This is a genomic window from Risungbinella massiliensis, assembly GCF_000942395.1.
GTDB lineage: Bacteria > Bacillota > Bacilli > Thermoactinomycetales > Thermoactinomycetaceae > Risungbinella > Risungbinella massiliensis.
In genome coordinates, this window is record NZ_LN812102.1 from 1,480,887 (window position 1) to 1,503,943 (window position 23,057).

At 40.1% G+C, this 23,057-nt stretch carries 21 protein-coding genes, 1 tRNA gene and 1 pseudogene; 6 read left to right on the top strand and 17 right to left on the bottom strand.

Annotated features, from left to right (window positions below; all coding sequences use genetic code 11):
• Positions 1–14: 14 nt before the first annotated feature.
• Positions 15–479 (bottom strand): tRNA (uridine(34)/cytosine(34)/5-carboxymethylaminomethyluridine(34)-2'-O)-methyltransferase TrmL, encoded by a 465-nt coding sequence (trmL, locus tag VJ09_RS07690; RefSeq protein WP_044640953.1) that lies wholly within the window; start codon positions 477–479, stop codon positions 15–17.
• Between the two features lie 92 nt (positions 480–571).
• Positions 572–1,063, bottom strand: coding sequence for an amidase domain-containing protein (locus VJ09_RS07695; protein WP_052807285.1), 492 nt, complete (start codon positions 1,061–1,063; stop codon positions 572–574).
• A gap of 146 nt (positions 1,064–1,209) precedes the next feature.
• On the opposite strand from VJ09_RS07695, the gene VJ09_RS07700 reads away from it, so the two are divergent.
• Positions 1,210–1,854 carry a spore coat protein gene (locus tag VJ09_RS07700; protein ID WP_052807286.1) on the top strand — a complete coding sequence of 215 codons (645 nt, stop codon included), beginning with the start codon at positions 1,210–1,212 and terminating at the stop codon, positions 1,852–1,854.
• A gap of 24 nt (positions 1,855–1,878) precedes the next feature.
• On the opposite strand, the gene VJ09_RS19040 is transcribed toward VJ09_RS07700, so the two are convergent.
• From VJ09_RS19040 to rnhA, 3 genes are all read right to left on the bottom strand, one after another.
• Positions 1,879–2,409 carry a methylated-DNA--[protein]-cysteine S-methyltransferase gene (locus VJ09_RS19040; protein ID WP_325063583.1) on the bottom strand — a complete coding sequence of 177 codons (531 nt, stop codon included), beginning with the start codon at positions 2,407–2,409 and terminating at the stop codon, positions 1,879–1,881.
• Positions 2,406–3,560, bottom strand: a complete 1,155-nt coding sequence (gene queG, locus VJ09_RS07710) for a tRNA epoxyqueuosine(34) reductase QueG (RefSeq protein WP_044640954.1) — start codon at positions 3,558–3,560, stop codon at positions 2,406–2,408. Before queG ends, VJ09_RS19040 begins: the two co-directional genes overlap by 4 nt.
• 108 nt (positions 3,561–3,668) lie before the next feature.
• Complete coding sequence (rnhA, locus tag VJ09_RS07715) at positions 3,669–4,082, bottom strand: ribonuclease HI (protein ID WP_044640955.1); 414 nt, start codon at positions 4,080–4,082, stop codon at positions 3,669–3,671.
• A gap of 124 nt (positions 4,083–4,206) precedes the next feature.
• Here rnhA and VJ09_RS17570 point away from each other — a divergent pair, with 124 nt between their 5' ends.
• Positions 4,207–5,037: a Cof-type HAD-IIB family hydrolase gene (locus VJ09_RS17570; RefSeq protein ID WP_052807287.1), complete on the top strand. Its 831-nt coding sequence runs from the start codon at positions 4,207–4,209 to the stop codon at positions 5,035–5,037.
• A gap of 55 nt (positions 5,038–5,092) precedes the next feature.
• Positions 5,093–5,905, top strand: a complete 813-nt coding sequence (locus VJ09_RS07725; RefSeq protein ID WP_044640956.1) for a Cof-type HAD-IIB family hydrolase — start codon at positions 5,093–5,095, stop codon at positions 5,903–5,905.
• 64 nt (positions 5,906–5,969) lie between these two features.
• Here the strand turns inward: VJ09_RS07725 and VJ09_RS07730 are convergent, their stop codons facing one another.
• The 10 genes and pseudogenes from VJ09_RS07730 to VJ09_RS07780 all read right to left on the bottom strand — a co-directional run bounded on the left by VJ09_RS07730 (position 5,970) and on the right by VJ09_RS07780 (position 15,204).
• Complete coding sequence (locus VJ09_RS07730) at positions 5,970–6,182, bottom strand: phage holin (RefSeq protein ID WP_044640957.1); 213 nt, start codon at positions 6,180–6,182, stop codon at positions 5,970–5,972.
• 191 nt (positions 6,183–6,373) lie between these two features.
• Positions 6,374–6,454: transfer RNA gene (locus VJ09_RS07735), tRNA-Leu, on the bottom strand.
• Positions 6,455–6,692: 238 nt separating this feature from the next.
• A pseudogene (locus VJ09_RS07740) lies at positions 6,693–7,016 on the bottom strand (helix-turn-helix domain-containing protein); the annotation flags it as partial.
• 266 nt (positions 7,017–7,282) lie between these two features.
• Positions 7,283–8,866 carry a VirD4-like conjugal transfer protein, CD1115 family gene (locus VJ09_RS07745; RefSeq protein ID WP_147635452.1) on the bottom strand — a complete coding sequence of 528 codons (1,584 nt, stop codon included), beginning with the start codon at positions 8,864–8,866 and terminating at the stop codon, positions 7,283–7,285.
• Positions 8,848–9,126, bottom strand: coding sequence for a hypothetical protein (locus VJ09_RS07750; protein WP_044640960.1), 279 nt, complete (start codon positions 9,124–9,126; stop codon positions 8,848–8,850). The genes VJ09_RS07745 and VJ09_RS07750 overlap by 19 nt, the downstream gene beginning before the upstream one ends.
• A gap of 346 nt (positions 9,127–9,472) precedes the next feature.
• Positions 9,473–9,931 carry a metal-sulfur cluster assembly factor gene (locus VJ09_RS07755; RefSeq protein WP_044640961.1) on the bottom strand — a complete coding sequence of 153 codons (459 nt, stop codon included), beginning with the start codon at positions 9,929–9,931 and terminating at the stop codon, positions 9,473–9,475.
• Between the two features lie 380 nt (positions 9,932–10,311).
• Positions 10,312–11,403 carry a GerAB/ArcD/ProY family transporter gene (locus VJ09_RS07765; RefSeq protein WP_044640963.1) on the bottom strand — a complete coding sequence of 364 codons (1,092 nt, stop codon included), beginning with the start codon at positions 11,401–11,403 and terminating at the stop codon, positions 10,312–10,314.
• A 10-nt stretch (positions 11,404–11,413) separates the two neighbouring features.
• The gene (locus VJ09_RS07770; RefSeq protein WP_082050456.1) at positions 11,414–12,625 is read right to left on the bottom strand and encodes a Ger(x)C family spore germination protein; all 1,212 of its coding nucleotides are present in this window, start codon (positions 12,623–12,625) and stop codon (positions 11,414–11,416) included.
• Positions 12,622–14,067 (bottom strand): spore germination protein, encoded by a 1,446-nt coding sequence (locus VJ09_RS07775; RefSeq protein WP_187118688.1) that lies wholly within the window; start codon positions 14,065–14,067, stop codon positions 12,622–12,624. The genes VJ09_RS07770 and VJ09_RS07775 overlap by 4 nt, the downstream gene beginning before the upstream one ends.
• Positions 14,068–14,205: 138 nt before the next feature.
• Positions 14,206–15,204: a lipoate--protein ligase gene (locus VJ09_RS07780; RefSeq protein ID WP_044641700.1), complete on the bottom strand. Its 999-nt coding sequence runs from the start codon at positions 15,202–15,204 to the stop codon at positions 14,206–14,208.
• Between the two features lie 122 nt (positions 15,205–15,326).
• Between VJ09_RS07780 and recQ the strand changes: the two genes are divergently transcribed.
• Complete coding sequence (gene recQ / locus VJ09_RS07785; RefSeq protein WP_044640965.1) at positions 15,327–17,516, top strand: DNA helicase RecQ; 2,190 nt, start codon at positions 15,327–15,329, stop codon at positions 17,514–17,516.
• On the opposite strand, the gene VJ09_RS07790 is transcribed toward recQ, so the two are convergent.
• Positions 17,511–18,455 carry an MBL fold metallo-hydrolase gene (locus VJ09_RS07790; protein ID WP_044640966.1) on the bottom strand — a complete coding sequence of 315 codons (945 nt, stop codon included), beginning with the start codon at positions 18,453–18,455 and terminating at the stop codon, positions 17,511–17,513. The genes recQ and VJ09_RS07790 overlap by 6 nt on opposite strands.
• Before the next feature lie 205 nt (positions 18,456–18,660).
• On the opposite strand from VJ09_RS07790, the gene VJ09_RS07795 reads away from it, so the two are divergent.
• Positions 18,661–19,470 (top strand): HAD family hydrolase, encoded by an 810-nt coding sequence (locus VJ09_RS07795; RefSeq protein WP_044640967.1) that lies wholly within the window; start codon positions 18,661–18,663, stop codon positions 19,468–19,470.
• A 174-nt stretch (positions 19,471–19,644) separates the two neighbouring features.
• Positions 19,645–20,556 carry a ribonuclease Z gene (gene rnz / locus VJ09_RS07800; protein ID WP_044640968.1) on the top strand — a complete coding sequence of 304 codons (912 nt, stop codon included), beginning with the start codon at positions 19,645–19,647 and terminating at the stop codon, positions 20,554–20,556.
• 346 nt (positions 20,557–20,902) lie between these two features.
• Here the strand turns inward: rnz and VJ09_RS07805 are convergent, their stop codons facing one another.
• On the bottom strand, positions 20,903–22,726 hold the full coding sequence (locus tag VJ09_RS07805; RefSeq protein ID WP_052807289.1) for a heavy metal translocating P-type ATPase: 1,824 nt from the start codon (positions 22,724–22,726) through the stop codon (positions 20,903–20,905).
• Between the last annotated feature and the right edge of the window lie 331 nt (positions 22,727–23,057).

The window sequence follows — 23,057 nt, forward strand, 5'->3', positions numbered from 1 at the left end:
TGGTATCCTAAACACTATCTACATCCAGGAAAATCAATCTGTCGCATCGCTTCCATCAATACGACGGCCACAGAGTTAGATAAATTCATGGATCGGCTGACTGGTAGCATCGGAATACGAATCAGATGGTCCCGATTCTGCTCTAAGATCTCTTTTGACAAGCCTGCCGTCTCTTTCCCAAAAACTAGAAAGTCTCCATTTTGGTATTGTTGTTGATGATAGAACTTGTCCGCCTTGGTTGTAGCACAAAAAAAACGCCCTTCCGGATATTTCTCCTGCAATTGGGCAAAGGAATCATGATATTCAATATGTAATTCATTCCAATAATCGAGCCCAGCTCTTTTTAGCTTTTTGTCATCAATTTCAAACCCAAGAGGACGAACTAGATGAAGCTTCGCACCTGTAACGGAACATTGCCTTGCGATATTGCCAGTATTTTGTGGGATCTCAGGTTCCACCAGTACAATATGAAAAGCCACCTATAAAACCCTTCCTATATATATGGTCAATTAACATACCCATTTGACTAAAGAAATGGTGATCAAAAATTGTATCTTTTTTATTCTACCCCTTAACCGATCTGAAAAAAAGCATATCTTGTGTTCTTTGTGTACCCAGGTGAATCTTGGTATCTCCAATATCGGGCTTGACTATCACGGGTGTGGGCATTTACCAGTGGTTCTCCGTTCTCATTAAAACCTGTTACCATCGTATTATGATTCCACTTACCGTCTCCTTCCCAGTCGTAACAAATCACATCCCCCAAACGTAAATCAGTTGCCTTTGGAACCACTTTTACCCCATCTCTTTTTCGTAAATACCAATATAGACTATTAGCCACCGTCCACGAATAGCTCCAGATCGCTCTTTGTCCAATTCCTCGATACCACCAACCCCTTGATTTGGACGCACTCACCTCAATCGGCATCCCACCTGCAAACAAGCATTGGGAAATAAAATTGGTACAATCATCTGAGAAACGTTTAAACTGTGGATTATAATTTTGCCAATACGTATTGGCATATGCTACTGCTTGCTCTCGTTCATACAAAAAAGGCGCCATGGACTTTCCCTCCTTAGATCCTAAAAAACCCGATAGTTACTCCTTACGCATACATATGCAAGGAAACCTATCATTCATGACATAATTTCATCCGAAATGGACACAATATCACTGTCATTCCGAAACTCGTCAGAGGAGGGTTTTCAATGGATCTAACTCAACAAACTGGTCTTAATCCAGCTCCCAATTTGCAGCAAGGTATGGTAGCTCGTAATCACAGTGGTCATGAGGTAAATGATGTTCATGAGTTGCTATCTGGAACAATCGGTGTTTTAGATCAGTACATGATGTTTCGTCAGTATGTACAATGCCAAGAACTTCTAGGGATATTGGATCGCCAATATCAGTTCATGATGGACGAATACAACATGTTGGTTCAATGCTTCCATACTGGTCAAGACCCACAACATGGTACAAAACGCTACCAAATGCACCAAAGTAACGAAAATATTGTATATGGTATCAAACCAGGACAACCAAAAAAACCTGCTCAATCTCTAGCAGAAATCAGTTCCCAACACATTTCCGGCTACATGCTAGGGCATGTTAAATCAATGGCAGGAATGAAAGCAGTAGCTGCTACGGAAATCACCAACCCGGTAGTTCGTCGTGTAGTAGCAGATAGTGTGCCAAACTGCATTGAAATGGCATACGAGCTCTTCTTGTATCAAAATAAAAATGGATATTATCCATTACCGCAATACAATGAGCAAGATATGAAAATGATGCAAAATGCTTATGCACCAGCTCAAGGAATGCCACAAATGCCTCAGCCACAAATGATGCAGTAACAAAACACAAAACGCCATCTTGCGTCAGATGGCGTTTTGTATGTCGATTCCTTCTAAACGTAAAAGATATTTCTTTTTATCCAAACCTCCACCATAGCCAACTAATGCCCCATTTGCTCCAATAACACGGTGACAGGGAACGATGATGGAGATAGGATTTTTATTATTAGCTCCACCCACAGCACGAACTGCTTTGGGATTTTCAATTTGATTAGCAATATCTTGGTATGACCTAGTTTCCCCAAATGGTATAGTGCGAAGAGCTTCCCACACTTTCCGTTGAAAAGGGGTCCCTAATAAATCCAATTCCAGATCAAATTCTTGTCTTGCTCCGTGCATATACTCTTGTAGCTGTTTGGTAGCCTCTTGTAGCTCTAATTCATTTTGTTCCCAAGATGGCGCTATTTGATGTTTGAATAGCCACTTCTCGGCAGAAACCAAAGCAGTAGTAGATGGTGCAAAGTCGAGAAATAACAAACCACCTTTTCCTTTACCCAAGGTCATATTTCCCCATGGACTCTTCCACTCAGACCAATAAATGCGCTGCTTATTCACCGATGCCCCCAGCCTTCCTCGGCTAATGCCTTTTGAATCTCCTCTAGGACTATACTCTCTTTTTCCAGCTCCAACTGAGTTTCCAAGATCTCTCTCGCCTTTGTGGTGCCAATTCGTCCAAGTGCATAGGCTGCGGTTCCACGAATAACCGGTCGTGGATCTTCCACAAGACACGTTCTCAGTTCTGGAATTGCCGTCTGATCACGAAAATGCCCCAATGCTAGTATCGCATTTCGTTGTATTGGCTTTTTCCCTCTCCAGGATCCAGCCATCTCACCATATTGCTCTTTAAACTCTCGGTTACTCATGTTCAAAAGCGGCTTTAGTAGAGGTTTGACCTTTTCTGGGTCAGGTGTAAGTTCAACATGGTGTGAAAAATCACGTTTTCTGTTCTTGGGACAAACCACTTGACAAGTATCGCAGCCATACAAACGATTTCCGATCTTAGTACGATATTCATCTGGTAACATATCTTTCGTTTGCGTCAAGTAAGCAATACAAGATTTTGCATTTAAAACACCCGGCTCCACAATGGCATTGGTGGGACAAGCATCAATACAGATGGTACAATCTCCGCATTGATCGGCAATTGGCTCATCTGGAGGTAAATAAACATCCGTTATCATTTCTCCAAGATAAACCCAAGAGCCAAATTCTTCTGTGATCAAGGAGGTATTTTTTCCTGACCATCCGATTCCAGCTCGCTCTGCCACCGCTCGATCAGACAACACACCTGTATCCACCATGGATTCTACGACTGCATCTGGTACAATCTCCTGTAAATACTCTCCTAACTTCTGCAATTTCCGACGTAAGACATGATGATAGTCCTCTCCCCAAGAAGCCCGGGCAAAAATCCCTCGATATGATCCCGGTTTAGAGACGGGAGCATTATGCAAGCGTGATGGATAGGCAATCGCAATCGCAATAATCGATTTCGCCTTTGGCATCGTTTTCTTGGGCACCACCCGTTTTTCGATATCCTTCTCTTCAAATCCCGATTGGTATTGGCGTTCCTGCTGTAAACGAAGCCATTCACGCAATTGATCAAAAGGATCTGCTGACGTAAACCCGATTTTATCAATTCCGATCTCTTTCGCTTTTGCTTGCATCAATTCTTTTAATTCCTCAGGAGTATACTTTGTTGTCATCACTCCCACCTCCTATTCTAGCTGGATTGGTAGTCCAACATCCGTCTTTCCTATTTTGTGTTGAACACATCTTGACTATTTTACCAAAAAAGAACATATGTTTCCATTTTAATCTCTAGGAACAGCTGCTCTTGCCAGTTCATCACAACGATTGTTCCAGACATCATCACTATGTCCTTTTACTTTAATAAACTCGACTTCATGTTGTCTTACCAACGCTAGTAGCTCTTTCCAGAGATCCGGATTCTTTTTAAATCCTTCTCTTTCCCATTTTACATACCATTTCTGATGAAAACAGTTGACAATGTAGGCGCTGTCTGAATGAATTTTTACCTTACAACGTTCTTTTAGTGCCTTTAGCGCCTCAATCACTGCTTGTAGCTCCATTCGGTTGTTGGTCGTCTCCTTTTCTCCACCACTCAGTTCTTTCTTGTGATCCTGATAGAACAGGACCGCAGCCCAGCCTCCCGGACCTGGATTATAGGAACAAGCTCCGTCTGTGTAGACAGTAATCTCTTTCATGAAGTAAACCCCTTTCTTTTGTACCCCATTTACCAATTCTTTGAGAGATGTTTACATCCTTTGCCATGCGAAACTTTTGTTTTTCTGCTAATCTATTGTTAGTGAATAGAAGGAGGAGAACATTATGCAGAACTTAACTACTCGTTTTCTCGTCTCCGATTTAGACGATACTTTGTTATCTAGCGATAAAACCATTTCTGAGTCAAATAAAGCTAGTATTGATCAATTCCGTAAAGCAGGTGGGCAATTCACCATCGCTACAGGTCGTTGTGTGCCAGAAGCACTGGAATATATTAAAGAACTAAATTTATCTCTACCTGCCATTCTAGGCAATGGTGCTGTAACCTATGAGCCAGCTACTGATGAACTTAATATCTTAGATCAACTATCAGAAGAAACGGTTCACCATATTTTGGAACATGGCACCAACCGTCCTCCTCAATCTGATATTTTGATCTACACACCGACTGAAATATATACTGCCGATCTTCGTTATCTAGATCTACAAGATTTCCAAAACTACTATAGCAAAATTGAGGTTCTCCCATCCTTTACTGAACTACCAAAAGATGAACCGATTCTTAAAATTGTACTAGTATCTGATCCGAATGAAATGAATCTCGTCTGGGATTGGGCAAATCAAATGGATCAACCTGTAGATTATGTACTATCATCTGAACGGTACTTTGAAATCTTGCCAAAAAATGTGTCTAAGGGTAACGCAGTACTCCAACTATTAGACCGCTTGCAAATCCCAAAAGAAGAGGCTGCTGCAGTAGGCGATCATATGAACGACCTCTCCATGCTATCTCTAGTAGGCAAAGCATTCGCTGTTGCCAATGCTCATCCAACTACGATCCAAACGGCAGACCACGTGATCCCATCCAACAACGAATCTGCCATTCATCATATCATCCAGGAATACCTGCTCCAAGATCTAAAAGAAGTAAATTAAAAAAGCAAGGCACGGCAATCGTCGTGCTTTTCTGCTGTTAAAAGGAGAGAACAAAATGATCCCCCTTCTGGTTTCTGATCTAGACGATACGCTGTTGACTAGTGACAAAACAATCTCCCCGAAAAACAAAGCCAGTATTGAGGCTTTTCGTCAAGCGGGTGGGCAATTCACCATTGCAACGGGGCGTAATTTGTACGAATCGATCCGGTACATCAAAGAACTAGAACTTACCATTCCAGCCATTTTGGCAAATGGATCTCTCCTCTATGATCCACTGACCAAAGAGACTACGATCCTAAATCAATTAGATCGAAAACTCGTCCAAGATCTCTACACTCAAACATCTTTATTACCAAAAGAAGTAGATTTTTTGATCTACTCAACAGAAATAATCTATGGATGCGACTTGCAATTCATTAACCAAGATGTAGCAAAAATGTATGATATACGATTAGAAATCTTGGATCAAATCACTTTCCTACCCAATGTGCCTATTCTGAAACTTGTGGGATTTTCGATGACTCATCTAGAACAATTGCGTAGTTGGACTGAGACGTTGACCCTCCCTATTGAGGCAGCTCAATCGTCTGATCGTGCTATTGAAATTCTGCCAATTGGCGTAAACAAAGGAAGCGCACTAGAGCTATTGGTTAAAAGACTAGGACTCTCTTTGGACCACGTAGCAGCGGTAGGCGATCAACTAAACGATCTTTCCATGTTACGCAAAGTAGGACATTCTTTTGCTGTGGCGAACGCCAATCCACTGACAATCCAAACAGCCAAGCAAATTGTACCTTCCCATAATGAAGATGCGATTCATCATATCATTCAAGAATATCTCACCCAGACATCGGAAAAGGCCGAGTAAGAAATACAAAAAGACCTGTTTAGCACGAAAAAGTTGCTGACAGGTCTTTTTTATCTAAATTCTCTTAGGGATTATCGGGATCATCCCAAAATCCTTGATTATTCGATGTAGGATTATTAATAATACCAAGTAACACCAAGATTCCAAGAATACTATCCACAATGCTATCGTACTGTTCTTCGACAAGGTCGATTCCAAAGGCACGGAGTACCATCAAAACAAGAGAAGCTACCGCAATCCATAAACCATAATTGCGTAAACGCTGTTTAATACGCAAGGCCTCATCCCTCCTTCTTCAATGTTCCGGATATCCTATGAAGGAGGACAAAGAAGTGATAATACTTTCGCCTATGAAACCAACAACTCCACTCACCACTATGAATAGAGTAGATAGATTAGCAAACACCTTATTCCACACCAACAACTAGAAAAAAGACCTCCAACATTATTGTTGAAGGTCCTTTGGGATACCTGAGGCCGGACTTGAACCGGCACGCCTCGCGGCACCGCATTTTGAGTGCGGCGTGTCTGCCATTCCACCACTCAGGCTCAATGAATTGACGAATATTATTTTATGATAGTTTGATGATGAAGTCAATAATCACTTTCTATTATTTCACCTTAATCGCAAATCTATTTCTTATGATCATGATTCATAAAATAGAAAAGAAGCTGAGAACGATCCTCAGTCTTCTTCATACAGAGTAATATAATTAAAAGTTTGTTGCTATCCATATCTTTGAACCTCCTCCACCTACGCTACGCTAAGAGGTTGGGGATTCTTGGGTGACTGTACTGGATTCCGTTTGCTTTTCCATCTTGGTCGGTCATTTTGTTTTTGGAAAAAACGCCGAAAAGCGTCAGTTAAGTTCTTTAACGAGTTTTGGAGAGAAGTGGAGTCTACTTCTCGTAACCATTCCTTTTCTTTTTTGAGTTGTGTCAACAAACGAGAACAAATAGGATAGGTGAGTCCTTTCTTCGTTTCTCGATAGGCTTCTTGCCATTTGGCTAAGAAATGATTAAAAACAAAGCGACTACAACCGATCGATTGATGGATGAATCGGACTAGTTCCTTAGTAGGGTAGACCCGAAACTGAAAGGCCTTATGCATTGGAATTCACCTTCCTATAAGCAGTTGAAAGTATTTTAAAACTTTTCAGAATAATGTTCATGACGATCGGGAGGATCAAGAAATTCATGAAGGAAAAAACACCAAAATAGGTCGGACTTACGGGAGGGTAGAAGCCCTCCCTCGTCCGACGCAGATTCATCTCCCACTTTCGCTACGCTTAGAAGTGGGAGTATTCTCCGCTATAATAAATAAACGCCAAGAGATTTGCTCTACTTGTCCAGGAGTTTCCAAAAAATTATATTCTATTATTTGGCTCCAGACCTCATTGGCTTTTTCTCCTCATCTTCTAACACTAACATCGTAAACTCCTCCTCTTCAGGTCTCAAAGGAAGATCGGTCACCCAATTTACCCGTGGTAGATCATTCCACTGGGGCTCTTTAAAATAATAGAGCTTGTCCAAATACATTGGATAACGACCTGCTTGGAAGACAACCAATTTATCTCGGTCCATCCGTTGAAGTTCATCGGCAGTCATTACTCTGCGCTGAGTAAAATGGACGCTCTGACCTTCACTTGATCGACCACTATCACTCTCCGAGGAACTTTTGGAATGAATCAATAATGTCGTTTCTCCGAGTTTGCTAGAAAAGTACTCCGCAGTGCTAAATTCATTAGAACCGAGGAAACAGATCGTATCACATGAGGCGATTATCGTTTTCCATTTTTCGTACCCTTTTTCTAATTGGTCTAGGTCTTGGAAAATACAGACTAGTGAAATTCCTCTACTCCGCATGGTAGTAATCTTCTGTTCTAAATCATAAATCGGTGCTACGTTAGCCATCTCATCGATAAGAAACCGAACTGGAACCTCAAGGGACAATTCATCTTTAGCTCCTGCCTGTGTATACAATACCTGAAATGCTTGTCCAATCAATAAAGATGGGAGTAAATTATAAGTTGTATCGTAATCTGGCATCAAAATAAACAATGCCGTCTTTTTACGTCCTAGATTACCTAAATCAAAATCACTTGTAGCGGTGAGCCGTGATACCCCTTTTGACGTCCAATGTTGTAATCTGGAACCTAGTCCCATAATGATCGAGGTGCGAGTATTGTCTGAACGACAGCTTTTAAAAACCTCAAACATCGTCTGTGCTTCGGACTCCTTGGGCAATTCTTCAAATAAACTATTAATTATCTGCTTTTTCCCGCCTGCAATAATACCTAAATTGTAAATACTCCTCAAGTGCTGCTCTTCTTTGGGAAGCACTTCCTTTACATATAGTATCAAGGCACATAAATAAGCTTTTTCCGCTTTCTCCCAGAATGGATCAGAGCTTTTTTCTCCATCTGTATTCGTAATAATCGTATTAGCCAACTGCATTGCTTGTTCGGTCGTATGTACATAATCTAACGGATTATATCGCCCAGATTTGCGAAAACCTTCGTTTTGTTCCCCTGTCAAAAGATTAAATACTACTACTTCATAACCCAATTCTTTGAGTCGAGCCAATGTGAGATTGTAGAGCTCTCCTTTGGGATCGGTTAAGATCATCGAATGACCTAATTGTTCCGATGTATAAAGAATATTAGGAATAACATAACCACTCGTTTTTCCACTACCAGGAGACCCGAACGTCATAATGTTCTGATTTAGTCGGCCATTAATCGGATGAATAATTCTCTGTTTCTTCAGTCCAATCCGAGTTATTCCTAAGATAAATCCATTGGGATCTCTTGTGTATTGTTTTTTCATCTCCAACTTACTCGCCCAACGAGAACTCCCGTGACTTCCATAATCAGATGCGTCTTCTTGGGTAAATCGTCCCCAGCGAAATTTCTCCTTTACATAACGCCATACCGCCCCAACTACCAATAATCCCAGCAATGGTAATTGTACTTTGAAGGAAATAAGATGGTATGTACTTGGTTCCAAATTGGATCGGTTTCAGAACCTACAAATAGCTCCCATATGTTTGTTAAGGTAATGTACTGTGAGATCATCGTAATACCATCTATTCCTTTTGCATCAAAAAGTACCTTTATACCGATCATCAGCCTGATATTGATACTCAACAAAAAAACGTAGACAAATAATACAGCGAACGGAAATAACTTCCATTTCCAACCGCTATTCCATGAATACATTTCTTTCCTTCTTTCTCTATAACAGTCTATCATCTGCACCAAATATCTAGATTTTCCGTTGTACAGAATTTTGGAATAAATATACTTATCTATTTTACTAGAAAAAACAATCTCGCGTTTATCCATTTCAAAAGTGAGACAAAAGAAAGAGTAGTCCTCTATGAAGACTACTCTTTCTTTTGTCCCATCGTTTGACAACAGGACAGGGACTATTCCACACTCCGAAAATTACTACAAAAAGCCTACCTTACCTAAAATCATCAGGTAGATCTTTCATGTAGTATCATAACTGGATGCAAATTATAAAATTCAGTCATTTGATTCCCGACAATACATAAAACTTTTATCATATCAATTTATCACATATTAAAAACTCGTAGCTCTGGCGACACCTCGGGCAATAGGCTAACTCACGATATGCTGTAGTACCAACTTGATCTTGTGGCTTACCAACTTGCTCACAGTATGGGCAAATTGGTTTTCCATCTACTTGATCTACTGAGATGCCCCAAGAACGTAATTTTTTCTTCGCTTCACGACTCGCACGATTCCAAGACCATGGCGGGTTGTATGAAAAAAGAACCCGTACCTCGTGCACCTCTTCCAAATGTAAAATACGGGTTACAATTTCCTCGCATAATTCAGATAAGTCTTCTAAATGGGAAGGGTTGATGGAGACGATTACTTTGGAATCAAGACAAGTTACCTCAGCTACAAATCCCATTTCCACAATACTAATATTTGCAAACTCTGGGGTCGGGATCGTTTGGAGAATATTACGCACCTGATCCAATTGCACGTTCACGCAGACCCACCTCACCCAATTTATAATAAGAAAATTCCCTAATCGTTCTAACTACCTTTCATATCTTTACCCGATTTTTCAAGAATAAAGCATGTTTCTTAGTAAAGATTAAAATAAAAAAAAGGGGCAACTTCCTTAGAAAGGTACGATCAGATTGATTAAGGGTGTAATGATATTCCTATTGCTTTTTTTGAGTAGCATCATCTTTATTGTCTCTATTGATTTACTTCAGGGTTTTCCACTTAGTAAGACTGTTTCTTTTTCACAATACTTTTTAGCTTTAGGTCCCACTGATTATGTCTTCTTTTTCTTATTTTTTTTACCTCTTCTTTTTCAACTGACGAAGCACTTTTTGCAACAATACCAACAAAAAAGAGCTTCTAAATAGGGGAATTTTTATTGTTTTTCAAAGGAAATACCATCAGCAAACTAATCACTAGTGGAATAATGAATTGAAATGGAACATGCAAATACAACGGGACAATATTCAATCCTTCAGCTATGTGATCTGTATAATTGGATGCGATGGTAAAAGAAAGGAACCATACAATAAATCCTAATGGAAATAAAGTCTGATTTGGTTTTGTGATAGAAAAAAGCTCATTGGTAGCATAAAATGCAGCAAAAAAGAAGATCGCGATTTTCATAAATCCTGTTAATACCATTACAATCACCACAATAGCATCCAAGTGTTGCACGAATTCTCCTATATTTATAACGGATACCGCAGCTAAGACGGGAAATGACATACGTTCCACAGCTTCTCCTCCTAGTATAGCTGCATTAAAAAAAGAGCTGATGGATAAGATGACTCCTGCTACCAAAACCCCTAATATACTTGGTTTGTATACTTTTATGTTGGCCAGAGAATATCGAAAAAGCATCATAAATGCAATCATTTCTCCAAATGGAAATGTAATCATAGTGGGAAATACATTATGGAAAATAGGCATCCATCCATCTGGTAAAACGGGCTGAAGGTTGCTAATGTCCACCTCACTCAATTCTAATAATGTAATCACCACAAAAGGTATTAACAGGGAATAGAATATCAGCACAGATAACCTAGCAAGGATGTGAAAACCTTTAGCCGCGACATAAAGTACCACAAGTACCATGGGAGTATGAATCACTGCCAAAGGGGATTTTTCATACGAGGCAATTATTAATAGTTCTCCAAAGTCACGAAGTACTCGTGAACAGAGATACAAAAAATAGATAATATACAAAAAGGAAATAATCGATCCCAATTTGCTTCCCATTACATTACGAAGTATTCCTATGAGCGACTGTTGCGGGAAGCGTTTATATATGGATAAGTATAGGAAGATCGGTAGTAGTCCTATCAATGTAGCAATCAAGACCGCAATCCACGCATCTTGTTTAGCACCTTTGCCTATGTCTAATAAGATTGCACTTCCGATCTCGTAAATTACAATGAGAAAAAACAATTCAAATTTGTTGATCTTCATACAACTCACCTTATTTTTCTTTTGGGAAATGTTTTTGTATATATCCTAATCTCTGTATATTTGATTGAACCGAAACTTCAATACTGGCATTTTGGAAAATGCGATCCCAGTCTTTTTCTACTTTCTTCCATTCCTGCGGTCTCTTTTGATAAATACTTAAACCAAATCCAAACACATCGCTTTGTGTTCTTTGAACTGTTTGAATCCCGTGTACTACATCATCCCGAAACTTTTTATTTAACTGCTCTTCTAGCTTGTGTACAACAAATGGCTTGGTCACATCTATTTCTTCTTGTAAACCTTCTAATTCTGCGTCGAGCTTTATCTTTACTTTCAATACGTACTTGCCGTTACGCAGAACCGCCTCTTTGTCTACATTGGATTCAGTTATCTCAAATGTAGTAGAACTATTAGGTAACGACACGACCGTATTCTGTAACTTGTTATGTAATAAAGTAATGGTTTTCGCATCTGCGCCATCTACCCATTGAACTAGTTTCATTTCGCGATTAAAAATTCCAATGCCGCTAATAAAGCTCTGTATTACTTGCGATGATTCAACATTCGCTAGTTTACTTGACTTGTCAAATAGACCATTTACCACTACCCCTGTTAAACAAGGATTAATACCCTTAGTGGAGATTCTTTGAACCAATTTGTATAGGGGCACATCCAAACCCGTACCTAGTAATCTTTCCATATTCTTTAGTTTCCCATTAATACTTTGCGCTGGAATAATATTTAAAGCGCTTAAGGTACCAAGAACATGAAAAGCTGGGACACCCCTAGAGATCAAAACCGGAACTTCAGCACGAACATTTGCATCTCGCTCAAATGTATCTAATATGCCATTTAATCCTTCTCGTGCAATCTCCTCTCCTATGATGATCACTTCAAGATGACCAAAGTAAGTTTGTCGAGATGTTTTTCTTGTTGCATCTCGAACTGCTTGAATAATATTCTCTCCTTCTCCTTTTATGTCCAATACGGGCACCCCACTAGCTCCAGGAGTAAACCCTGCGGAACTTGCGATCTGATTCGGGTCAACTACTTGAATAGTGACTCGATATAGCTTTTTTCCATCCAGTTGTTGCATTTGATCAACAGCAATACCCAATATTACTGCCATTTTGTTAATCTCTTGGTAATATACACACCCTGACGAAGTACACAGGATGAAAGTGAGACATATGATCCATAGCTTCTTTTTCATGTAAGTCATCCTTTAAAACCATCGTTTTTTTCTATATCAAAAATTCGCTCCCAAACGCTACGATGTTGCGTTGCTTTTTGAATACTGGGTAATTTCGTTGACATATAAAGATAACCGAAAGAATGCAAGCTATAGAGGTGCGCAAATAGAACAAAAAGTCCCAACAATATTCCATAAAAACCAAGTACAAATGCGATAAACATAAACAAAAACCGCAATAACCTCGTTGAAATCGCTAAGTTATATTGCGGGATAGCATAACTAGATATCGCAGTGATCGAGACTACAATGAGCATACTGGTAGAAACAAGCCCTGCCTGGACAGCTGCTTGTCCTAGGACAAGTGCCCCTACAATGGAGATAGTCTGACCAACAATGGTCGGAACCCGTACACCCGCTTCTCGAAGGATCTCAAACAAAAATTCCATTATGATCGCTTCTATCAGTGGAGGAAAAGGAACTCCTTCTCGTTGTGCATACAAACTAATGAGCAATGTAGTAGGGATCATTGCTTGATGATACGTGATAAGAGCAATATAGGTAGATGGTGCTAGCAGGGAGAAGAAAAAGGTAATGAAACGTAAAGTACGTAGAAATACGCCAATATCAAAGCGCTGATAGTAATCATCTGGAGACTGAAAAAATTGAACAAAACAAGACGGTGCGATGAGGACAAATGGAGTTCCATCAACAAAAATACCAACTCGGCCTTCCAAAATATTTGCAACCACAACATCTGGTCGTTCTGTATGTAGGATCGTCGGAAAGACAGTGGTTTGCTTATCTTGAATTTGTAGCTCTAATTCTCCTGATTCCAAAATCACTTCCTTATCGATCTGTTGGATGCGATGTCTTATTTCTTGTAGAAGAGTAGGGTTTACCCTATTTTTTAGATAAACTAGTTCTATTTTTGTCTGTAGTTTTTGAAGGGAAGGAACTGGTTCTATTCGTAAGTTTTTACTAGTCACTCTTTTTCTAATGAGGGAAGTGTTTGTACGAATGGATTCGACAAAGCTATCTTTGGGACCCCTAATTACAGATTGGGTAGTTGGCTCGGCGATCGCTCTCTCTTTTATCCCTTTTGTTTCTGCCAAAAATGACTTGGCATAACCATCAACAAAGATCACCGTATCACCAGCTAAAATCGCCTCCATGATCTTATGCCAAAGAGCCTCAGAGCGAACTTGAGCTGTTGCGAGCACTGTATTTTGTATCTCTTCCCATAGTGAACATGATGGTTCAAGATAATGAAAACTCTCTATAAGTGGTTGAATAACCGTTTCCGTCAACCTTTGCTCATCACTTATTCCTTCTAACCGAGCAATTGCCACACTAGTAGTCAAATGCTTTCCAATTTCTAAGAAACGAATGGTTAAATCACTACCGTCTCCTAGATCCTGTCTAAGACGGCGAATGTTAGACATCAATTTATTTTCTACATATTTTTCCATAATGAGTGTTTGCCCCAAGTCTTCTACCATATCAATTGTTGTTTCATAGGTTACCACCGAATTGGTTATTTATTCCATACGAACAAAAGAAAAGGGATACCTAATGTCTCGGCATCCCTGAAAACTAGTTTTTCTTATTTAATAAAGCAAGTCCAAAAACTCTGCTAAACTTACGTTTCCAAAATAATGCTTTAGATCAACATCCTGAAGCGCTTCTTCTAAAGAATCTCGCTCATACCGTACTCCGATTAGACGTTGTTCAATATCTGCAACATCTCCAATACCGAAGAAGTCTCCATAAATCTTACAACCTTGGATAATGGACTTCTCTCCTACATCAAGACGTATATCGATTGTACCCACTGGGAAACGCTTTGTCTGTTGTACGTTAAAGACCGGAGACTCACCATAGTTCCAATCCCAATTACCGTAGTGCTCATCTCGGATTTGATAGATTTTCTCCCAGTCCTTTTCTGTTAATACGTATTCAGGAATCTCATCCGTATTGGCAAAGATATGTTCTAGCAAAAATTGACGGAATTCCAGAATGCTCATCTTCTTCTCTTCTAGAAACTCGGTGATGTTAGCAACTCTACTTCGTACGGATTTAATTCCTTTGGACTCAATCTTTTCTTTTTTTACATTGAGGGCTTGGACAACATCTTCCACTTTTACGTCAAACATTAACGTACCATGGCTAAACATTCTCCCTCTAGTTGAGAACTGTGCATTCCCAGAAATTTTACGTCCATCTACATGAATATCGTTACGCCCACTTAATTCGGCTTGTACACCAAGTTGATGAAGTGCCTGGATTACTGGTTCGGTAAACTTTTTAAAATTAGAGAAACTCTTGCCATCATCTTTAGTGATAAAACTAAAGTTTAGATTCCCTAAATCATGATAAACAGCTCCCCCACCTGACAGGCGACGCACCACATGAATCTGGTTATCCCGTACATAATCTACGTGAATCTCTTCTACCGTATTTTGATGTTTACCAATAATGATGGATGGTTCATTAATATAAAAGAGAAGATATGTATTTTCTTCTACATCGAGATGTTTTAGTACATATTCTTCTATTGCTAGATTGATCCGTGGATCTGTAATATTTTGATTATCAATAAAGAGCATCGACATGCCCTTCCCTCCCTTTGGTAACGAATTACAACATGATTATTGTATACAAAACTATCTCCTTTTTCCCGTTTTTTGTATGATAGACTAATAAAAAAAATTCCAAGAGAGGAACAGCTATGGTCTCTCTATCGCAAGCTGAAGAAATTTTACAACGTGTATATGGTTATCCTCGTTTTCGTCGAGGGCAAAAAGAAGTAATCCAGCGTATTCTTCATCACCAGGATGTACTTGGTATTATGCCAACTGGTGGTGGTAAATCGATCTGCTATCAGATTCCAGCACTATTGTGGGATGGAATTACTATTGTGATCTCCCCACTCATTTCCTTGATGAAAGATCAGGTAGATGCGTGTACTCAACTAGGAATCCCTGCCTCTTATCTCAACAGCACTCTATCTTGGCAGGAGCAGGAAGAACGATTAGCAGATCTTCGAGCAAGGAAAACGAAATTACTCTATATTGCACCTGAACGTTTAGAATCGGAAAGTTTTCTCTCCCTACTTCAAAGTGTCCCCGTTTCCTTACTGACAGTTGATGAAGCTCATTGTATTTCACAATGGGGACACGATTTTCGACCCAGTTACTTAAAAATTAGTAAGCTATTAAACTCTTTAACAACACGACCTACCGTTGTAGCTTTAACTGCAACGGCTACAGAACAAGTGCGTCAAGATATACTAGATCATCTTCAGATCCCAGCGGAGCATCTAGAATTCACCAGTTTTCGTCGTACCAATCTATCTTTTTCTGTACTACATGGTGTGGATCGCAAAGAATACTTATTGCGATTTTTACGTGAACATCCTAAACAATCTGGGATTATTTACTGTGCAACCAGAAAAGAAGTAGAGAGTGTTAGCAGTTATTTAAACGATCATCATTTCTCTGTAGGAAAATATCATGCAGGGTTAAGCGATATGGAGCGTTCTTCCGTCCAAGAGAAGTTCTCCTATGATCAGATCCAAGTGATGGTAGCAACCAATGCATTTGGAATGGGAATTGATAAGTCTAACGTCCGTTATGTCATCCACTATCAAATGCCACGCAATATCGAAAACTACTATCAAGAGGCGGGGCGTGCTGGACGAGATGGGGAAGAAAGCGAGTGTATTCTACTCTACCAACCACAAGATGTCTTTACACAAAGCTTTCTAATCGAGAACTCCGAGTTATCTGAGGAACGTAAGAAATGGGAACTCCAAAAGCTACAAGCAATGAAAAACTATGCCCATACACAAGTCTGCTTACAACAACAAATCTTGCGTTACTTTGGTGAAAAAACAGAAGATACTTGTGGAAAATGTGAGAACTGCTTACGATCGACTCATTCCCAAAAAGAAGAGATCACCTCCACTGCCCAAATGATCTTTTCCTGTATCAGACGTATGCGCGAAAAATACGGACTCTCCCTTGTATCCAAAGTATTGGTTGGCTCGAGATCAAAACGAGTATTAGAGTTCCAATTTGACAAGTTAACAACCTATGGCATTCTGCAAGACTGGAAAGAAAAAGAGGTTCTTCGACTTTGCCAACAATTAGTTGGTGATGGTTATATTGAGGTAGTACCCAATAGTAGTGGCTTTCCGATCTCCAAGCTTACTCCAAAAGCTTGGTTGGTCTTAAAAGGTGAATTAGACGTTTACCGCTATGTTCCAAAAGATGAAGAACGTCTTGTTGAGGAGATGTCTACGCCACGTGAACAGCTCTTTGAGACCCTTCGAAAACTGCGTCTGATCATCTCCATGCGGGAAAAAGTACCACCGTTTGTAATTTTTCCAGATAGTACGCTGAAAGAGATGACACGATATGTTCCAACAGATGAAGCTAGTATGAGACAGATTAAAGGAATGGGGGAAAAGCGCTTTGAACGCTTTGGAGAAGAGTTTTTACGGGAAATCAAGCGTTTTTTAGAAAAGCAACCACTAGAAAAGGTAACTAACAACAGTACTAGTAAAAACGTTTCATCCAAAGAAGATCTCTCCAAACCAAAAAGCCCACCAAGTCATCTCGTCACGTATGAGATGTACCAAGCAGGCCAGACATTGGATCAGATTACGCACGAACGAAACCTTTCTCTCTCCACCGTTCAAGAACATCTCATTCGAGCAGATCAAGAAGGGTATTCGATTGATTGGAAGCCATTTATTTCAACAGACCACAAGGAATTGATTGAGCAAGTCACAAAACAAGCTGATACTACGAAATTGAGAGCAATCAAAGAAGCACTTCCGGAAGAGATTTCTTATTTTGAGATCAAAGCCTACTTTGCCATGTTAGCTCAGCAAAAATTAGAAGCTAGTTCATGATGTGATTTCTGATTCACTGAGGTGCTCTCTTTTTGATTCAACGTTGTGTTTTAAACTAAAGCTTTCTCCATGTTTTGTTAGGACAATTTGATCTACGTTGTTACCAGCAGCTTGTTGAAGTCGCTTTATCGGCTCTAAGATCGGTTCTCTTGATAATACAAAAGTATTCCAGTGTATCGGAATCAAATATTTTGCTCCTGTATCCTGATACATTTCCCATGCTTGTTCTGGCGTACAATGAGCTCTTTGGAAAGAGTCAGGAGAGTAGGCTCCAATTGGCATACAGGTAATATCTAATTTCAAGTCTCGTAACCAACGAAAGTTGGGAGTATAGGCAGTATCACCTGGGAAAAAGATGCGACTTCCTTTTGATTCCAGTACATAACCGCTATACCCAAACTGAACATTCCATGGAAAGCGATTTCCCCAGTGTCGAACGGGAACTGCTTGAACTCGGACATCATCATCAAACATAATCGCATCTTTTCCCTCTAATTCCACTATCTTTTGAAAAGGCATGTTGCGAAAGAGTTTGGAAGTATTTTTCGCCGTAACGACTGTGGTGTTGGGATTGGCCAGCTTCTTTAGAGTAGGAATATCCAAGTGATCCATATGCGCATGTGACAATAAGATATAATCGATTGGCGGCATCTCTTCCAAATCAATTGCTGGAAGTACATGCCGCTTTATACCAAATTGAAGGTGAAAAATATCAACACCTACTCGTTTTCCAAACACTGGATCAGTTAAAATCCACTTTCCATACAAGTTAATCAACAGTGAAGAATGCCCAATCCAACCTATGGTTACTTGACTAGAAGACCACTCAGATGGTTGTAAATATTGAGCGGGCTGACGCAAAGATGCTTTCGGCATTTGTTGAAAATGTGCATAAACGGCTCCAGCTAGAAGCAAAACCACCAATAACAATATCCACATTCAAACCACCTCGAAGTTTTTTTATGCATGAACATCCCATTTTCATGCTGATGACACTGTTTTACTTAGAAATGTTGGTCTAGCTTTTTTGGGATCATTCTCTTTGATAACATAGTAGAGAACCAGCTTTTGGTTTACACTACCATATATTGCTCTGATTAAACCTCTATACAAAAATTATCTTATCCAAGAAACAGGTGATTCTATGATTAAACTATTTGTAACAGACTTAGATGACACATTGCTAAACCAGGCCAAAAAAGTAGAGGAACGGGACAAAATGGCATTAAGCAAGTTGGTTCAACATGGGATTGCAGTCTGTTTTGCTTCAGGGCGCATGGATGACGAACTAATTCGTGTAATGAAAGAAGTAGAAGGGACATACCATCGTGTCAGCCACAATGGAGCTTATGTGTTTACTGATCAAGGAGAAGCATTGGGTGAAACTACTTTCGAAGGGGACATTGCAAAGCGAATTTATGAAGCAGCACGTGAGCATGGATTGTATGGATTTATCAGTACCGATAATATGAAATTGATCCCAGAGTACAATGACTATCTTCGTGAGATGGATAATCGATTACATATTGGTTTCCAAGAAAACCCTAATATTCTATCTCAAATCGGGCATGAACTTTTGCCTAGCAAAGTATGTATTTTCGGGGAGAAAGAGAAGCTGATCCAATTCCAACAAGTGATGAAAAAAGAGTACGACGAACACCATGACAGCTTCATTTCAGCACCAGATTGTATTGATTTTATGCCGAAAAACGTATCCAAAGGATCTGGACTCATAAAATTATTAGAGAAACTAGAGATTCGTTCAGAGGAAATGGCTTGTGTTGGTGACTCCTACAATGACATCTCCATGTTCCAGTTAACTCCTTATAGCTTTGCTATGGCTATTGCAGATGACGAAGTAAAACAGCATGCTAAACAAGGAGTTGTAGAGTCTGTTAGCGAAGCAGCAGAACGAGTATTAAAGGTAAATCAACAACTTTCTTCCCAAATTTAAAAGACTTCCATATATCAAATTACGGAGAGGATCTTGATCTAGGGAGCGACTTTGTCATTGCAACGGAGCGAGTCTGATCAAGATCCTCGGAGTGTAGTTTCGTTGCGGATCTTCCGCATCCCTAGTGTTACCTGAATAAAAACAATATTTTAAACGGAAAGTTTGGATGCCAAAGTGGAAATAACCTTTCTTGGAACAGGGGCTGGTGTTCCTGCTAAACATCGTAATGTCTCCTCTCTTATTCTCCGTTTTCCAGAATACGATGGAGATCAATGGATATTTGATTGCGGTGAAGGAACCCAACACCAAGTACTCCATACTAACTTACGACTAACCAAGGTTTCTCGTATTTTCATTACTCATTTACACGGAGATCATATATATGGTTTGCCTGGTGTTTTAGGTAGTCGATCTTTTCATGGATCTACTGAGCCCTTAACCATATATGGTCCGAAGGGAATACAGGAGTTTGTGGATGTTACGCTAGGAGTGAGCAAGACCCACCTTCATTATCCAATTGAATATGTGGAGCTTCAAGATGGACTGACCTTTTCAACTGACTTTTTCCATATAACAGTTCGACTACTAGAACATGGTATCCCTTCCTATGGTTTTCGCTTAGAAGAGAAAGAAAAACCAGGGAAACTAGAAATAGAACGCCTCCAAGCATTAGGAATTCCTTCTGGACCTTTACTAGGCAAGTTAAAACGAGGAGAAGTAGTAGAACTTCCCGATGGCACCGTCTTAGATGGAAGAGATTTTCTTGGTCCTCCTACGCCAGGGAAAGTTTATGCAATTTTAGGAGATACCCGCCCTACTCCTTCAATCGAACAGTTAGCCCGTCATGCGGATCTGCTCGTACACGAAGCAACTAGAAGATCCGGTGATGAAGAACTTGCCAATCTGTACTTTCATTCTACGATCGCACAAGCAACAGAGCTGGCCAAACGTGCCGAAGTAAAAATGCTACTGATCAACCATATTAGTACGCGTTATGTGGACAACTTAGAAGAACTCCAACAAGAAGCTTCTGCACAATTTGAGCATAGCATAGTTGTACAGGATTTCGATCAATTCGTGTTTTAGACTAGTATAAAAATATACAACAGAGAGTTAATGAATGCCTCTGTTGTATATCCAATCTAAATTGCTATTAACAAGAAAAGATATCCTAATCCATTTATGATTGTTATAAAATTTAGTATGTTAATATAGTTGTCTTATATGCGCCTGTAGCTCAAACAACGGGAGAGCGCAGTAAAACGTTGATGGGAGTTCCAGTAGCCTGGAATGGTGAATAGCCAGTAGGATGCGGCACCGAACAACCTCTCGGAGAAGCTTAGTAGGGAAGCGTGTTATCCTCTCAGGTATGCTTACAAAAGGAGTGCGGGTACGAATTCCGTCAGGCGAATTCAATTTAAACTATTTCACATTATGGTCTCAATAACCGAAGTCCATTTAAAATAACCAAAATAGTACTTCCTTCATGACCGATCACCCCAATTGGTAACGTAATCGCTTCTCCAAAATTACTGATCATCAAACAAAGGATGACGAGACTTGCAAAAACTAAATTCTGTCTGACTACTTTTCGTACTTTTTGCCCTGTTTGGATCACTTGTAGAACCAGCGGAAGTTGATCCTTCATCAAGATCACATCGGCTGTCTCCAGTGCTGCATCGGTTCCCGTTTGTCCCATTGCGATTCCTACATCCGCTAGTGCCAAAGCTGGTGCATCGTTGACCCCATCTCCTAACATCGCCACTGTGCGATAGCGTTCTTTTAATTCCCCTATTTTCGCCATTTTCTCTTCAGGTAATAGATTCCCGTAAGTTTCCTCTATGCCCAATCTATGCCCCATTTTGGTAGCAGCTATCTCTTGGTCACCAGACAACAAAATCGGAACGATCCCCATCTTTTTCAGTCCTGCAATCAGCTCTCTTGCTTTCTCCCTAATTTCGTCCTCTAGCGAGATAGCACCTATGATTTTTCCTCCCTGCTCCACGAGAAGAACTGTTCTCCCTAGCGTAGCTTCTTCCTCTACAAATCTACTCCACTCTTCTGTTACCTCCGCAAACGCACTTGCTTTCTGGATCTTCCATGTCTTCCCTTGGTAGATCGCTTCGATCCCGACCCCTGTATTGGACTGAAGATCTTCGACAGTTTCAACCCATATGGCTTGCCTACTTGCATAAGAGGTCAATGCTTTTGCAACTGGATGATTCGACAACTGTTCAATCGCTCCCACTGCTTGCCAAAAATATTCTGTATCTCCCTCTTGCATCACTCTTACTACACTCAACTCTCCTTTGGTCAACGTACCTGTCTTATCAATCGCAATCGCTTTTAACTGAGATAGGCTTTCCAAAATCCGACCGTTTTTCAGTAGCACTCCTGTGTTGGCACTTCGGGACGTAGCGGACAAAAGAGCAGGCATAATCGATGCTACAACAGCACAAGGCGAGGCGACGACGAGAAAGATCATCGCTCGGTAAAAGGCCACGTCCCACGACCATCCCCCACCAAATAGAGGGTACAAACCAATGAGAGTTGTGATCAACAGTACTCCATACACGTACCACTGCTCCCAACGTTCTATTTTTTGTTGACTCTTCGGTACCTCATGTTTAACCTGTTCTACTAAGCGAATTATTTTTTGAAAAGTTGTATCTTCATATAGTTTAGTTACTTTGATCTCCAACGCTCCTGATCCATTTAAAGTTCCAGCGTAGACCTCATCTCCTACTGCTGTCTCCTTTGGGACCGATTCTCCTGTGATCGAAGCCTGGTTTACTTCCGATCTTCCTTTTTCGACTTTTCCATCCATCGGAACTCGTTCATTTGGTCTCACTAATAACCGATCCCCGATTTGAATCTGATCTAGCTCGATGATCTCTTCTCCATCTGAGGAGAGCCGGGTAGCTTCATTTGGTTGCATCTCTAAAAGAGCAGATAAGTCTCGTTCGCTCTTGGCAAGTGTAAGAGATTCTAATGCACCACTCATCGCAAAGATAAAAATCAAGAGATTCCCTTCCAGCCAATAACCAATAGAAATTGCACCCGTTGCCGCAAGCAACATGAGAAAATTGACGTCTAGCTTTTTCTCTTCTTTAGCAACCTGCAAAGCTTCTTTTCCTTTATATATTGCACCGATCATAGACGATAGTACATATAGTATCGGACTGTCCCAACCCCAAGCCAAAGCTAGTAATATCCCACATATGATCGCTAAAATAAACTCCCCATTTTTACGCATAGCCTTTTTCCTCCTATTGAGAGTAATGATCATTCTTACACCTCATAAAACGGCGAAAGCGACCCTGAAAGGTCGCAGTGAGAATGATTCTTATTTTTGAACAAGGCAAAACAATTTGTTCGCGAGAAACTTTTTTATAATAATTATTATATGAAAATCAATTAAAATTGTACAGAAAAAAACCGTAAAAATGATGTATCATCTTTACGGCTAATTTTTTCTTGTTTCATTTTAGGTAGACAGTTCTTTCTGGAGATTTTCCACTTTTGTAATCGATGCCTATCAAGTAAAATCTTCACAAAGATACACCGTCGGTTGATTGCCTAATACT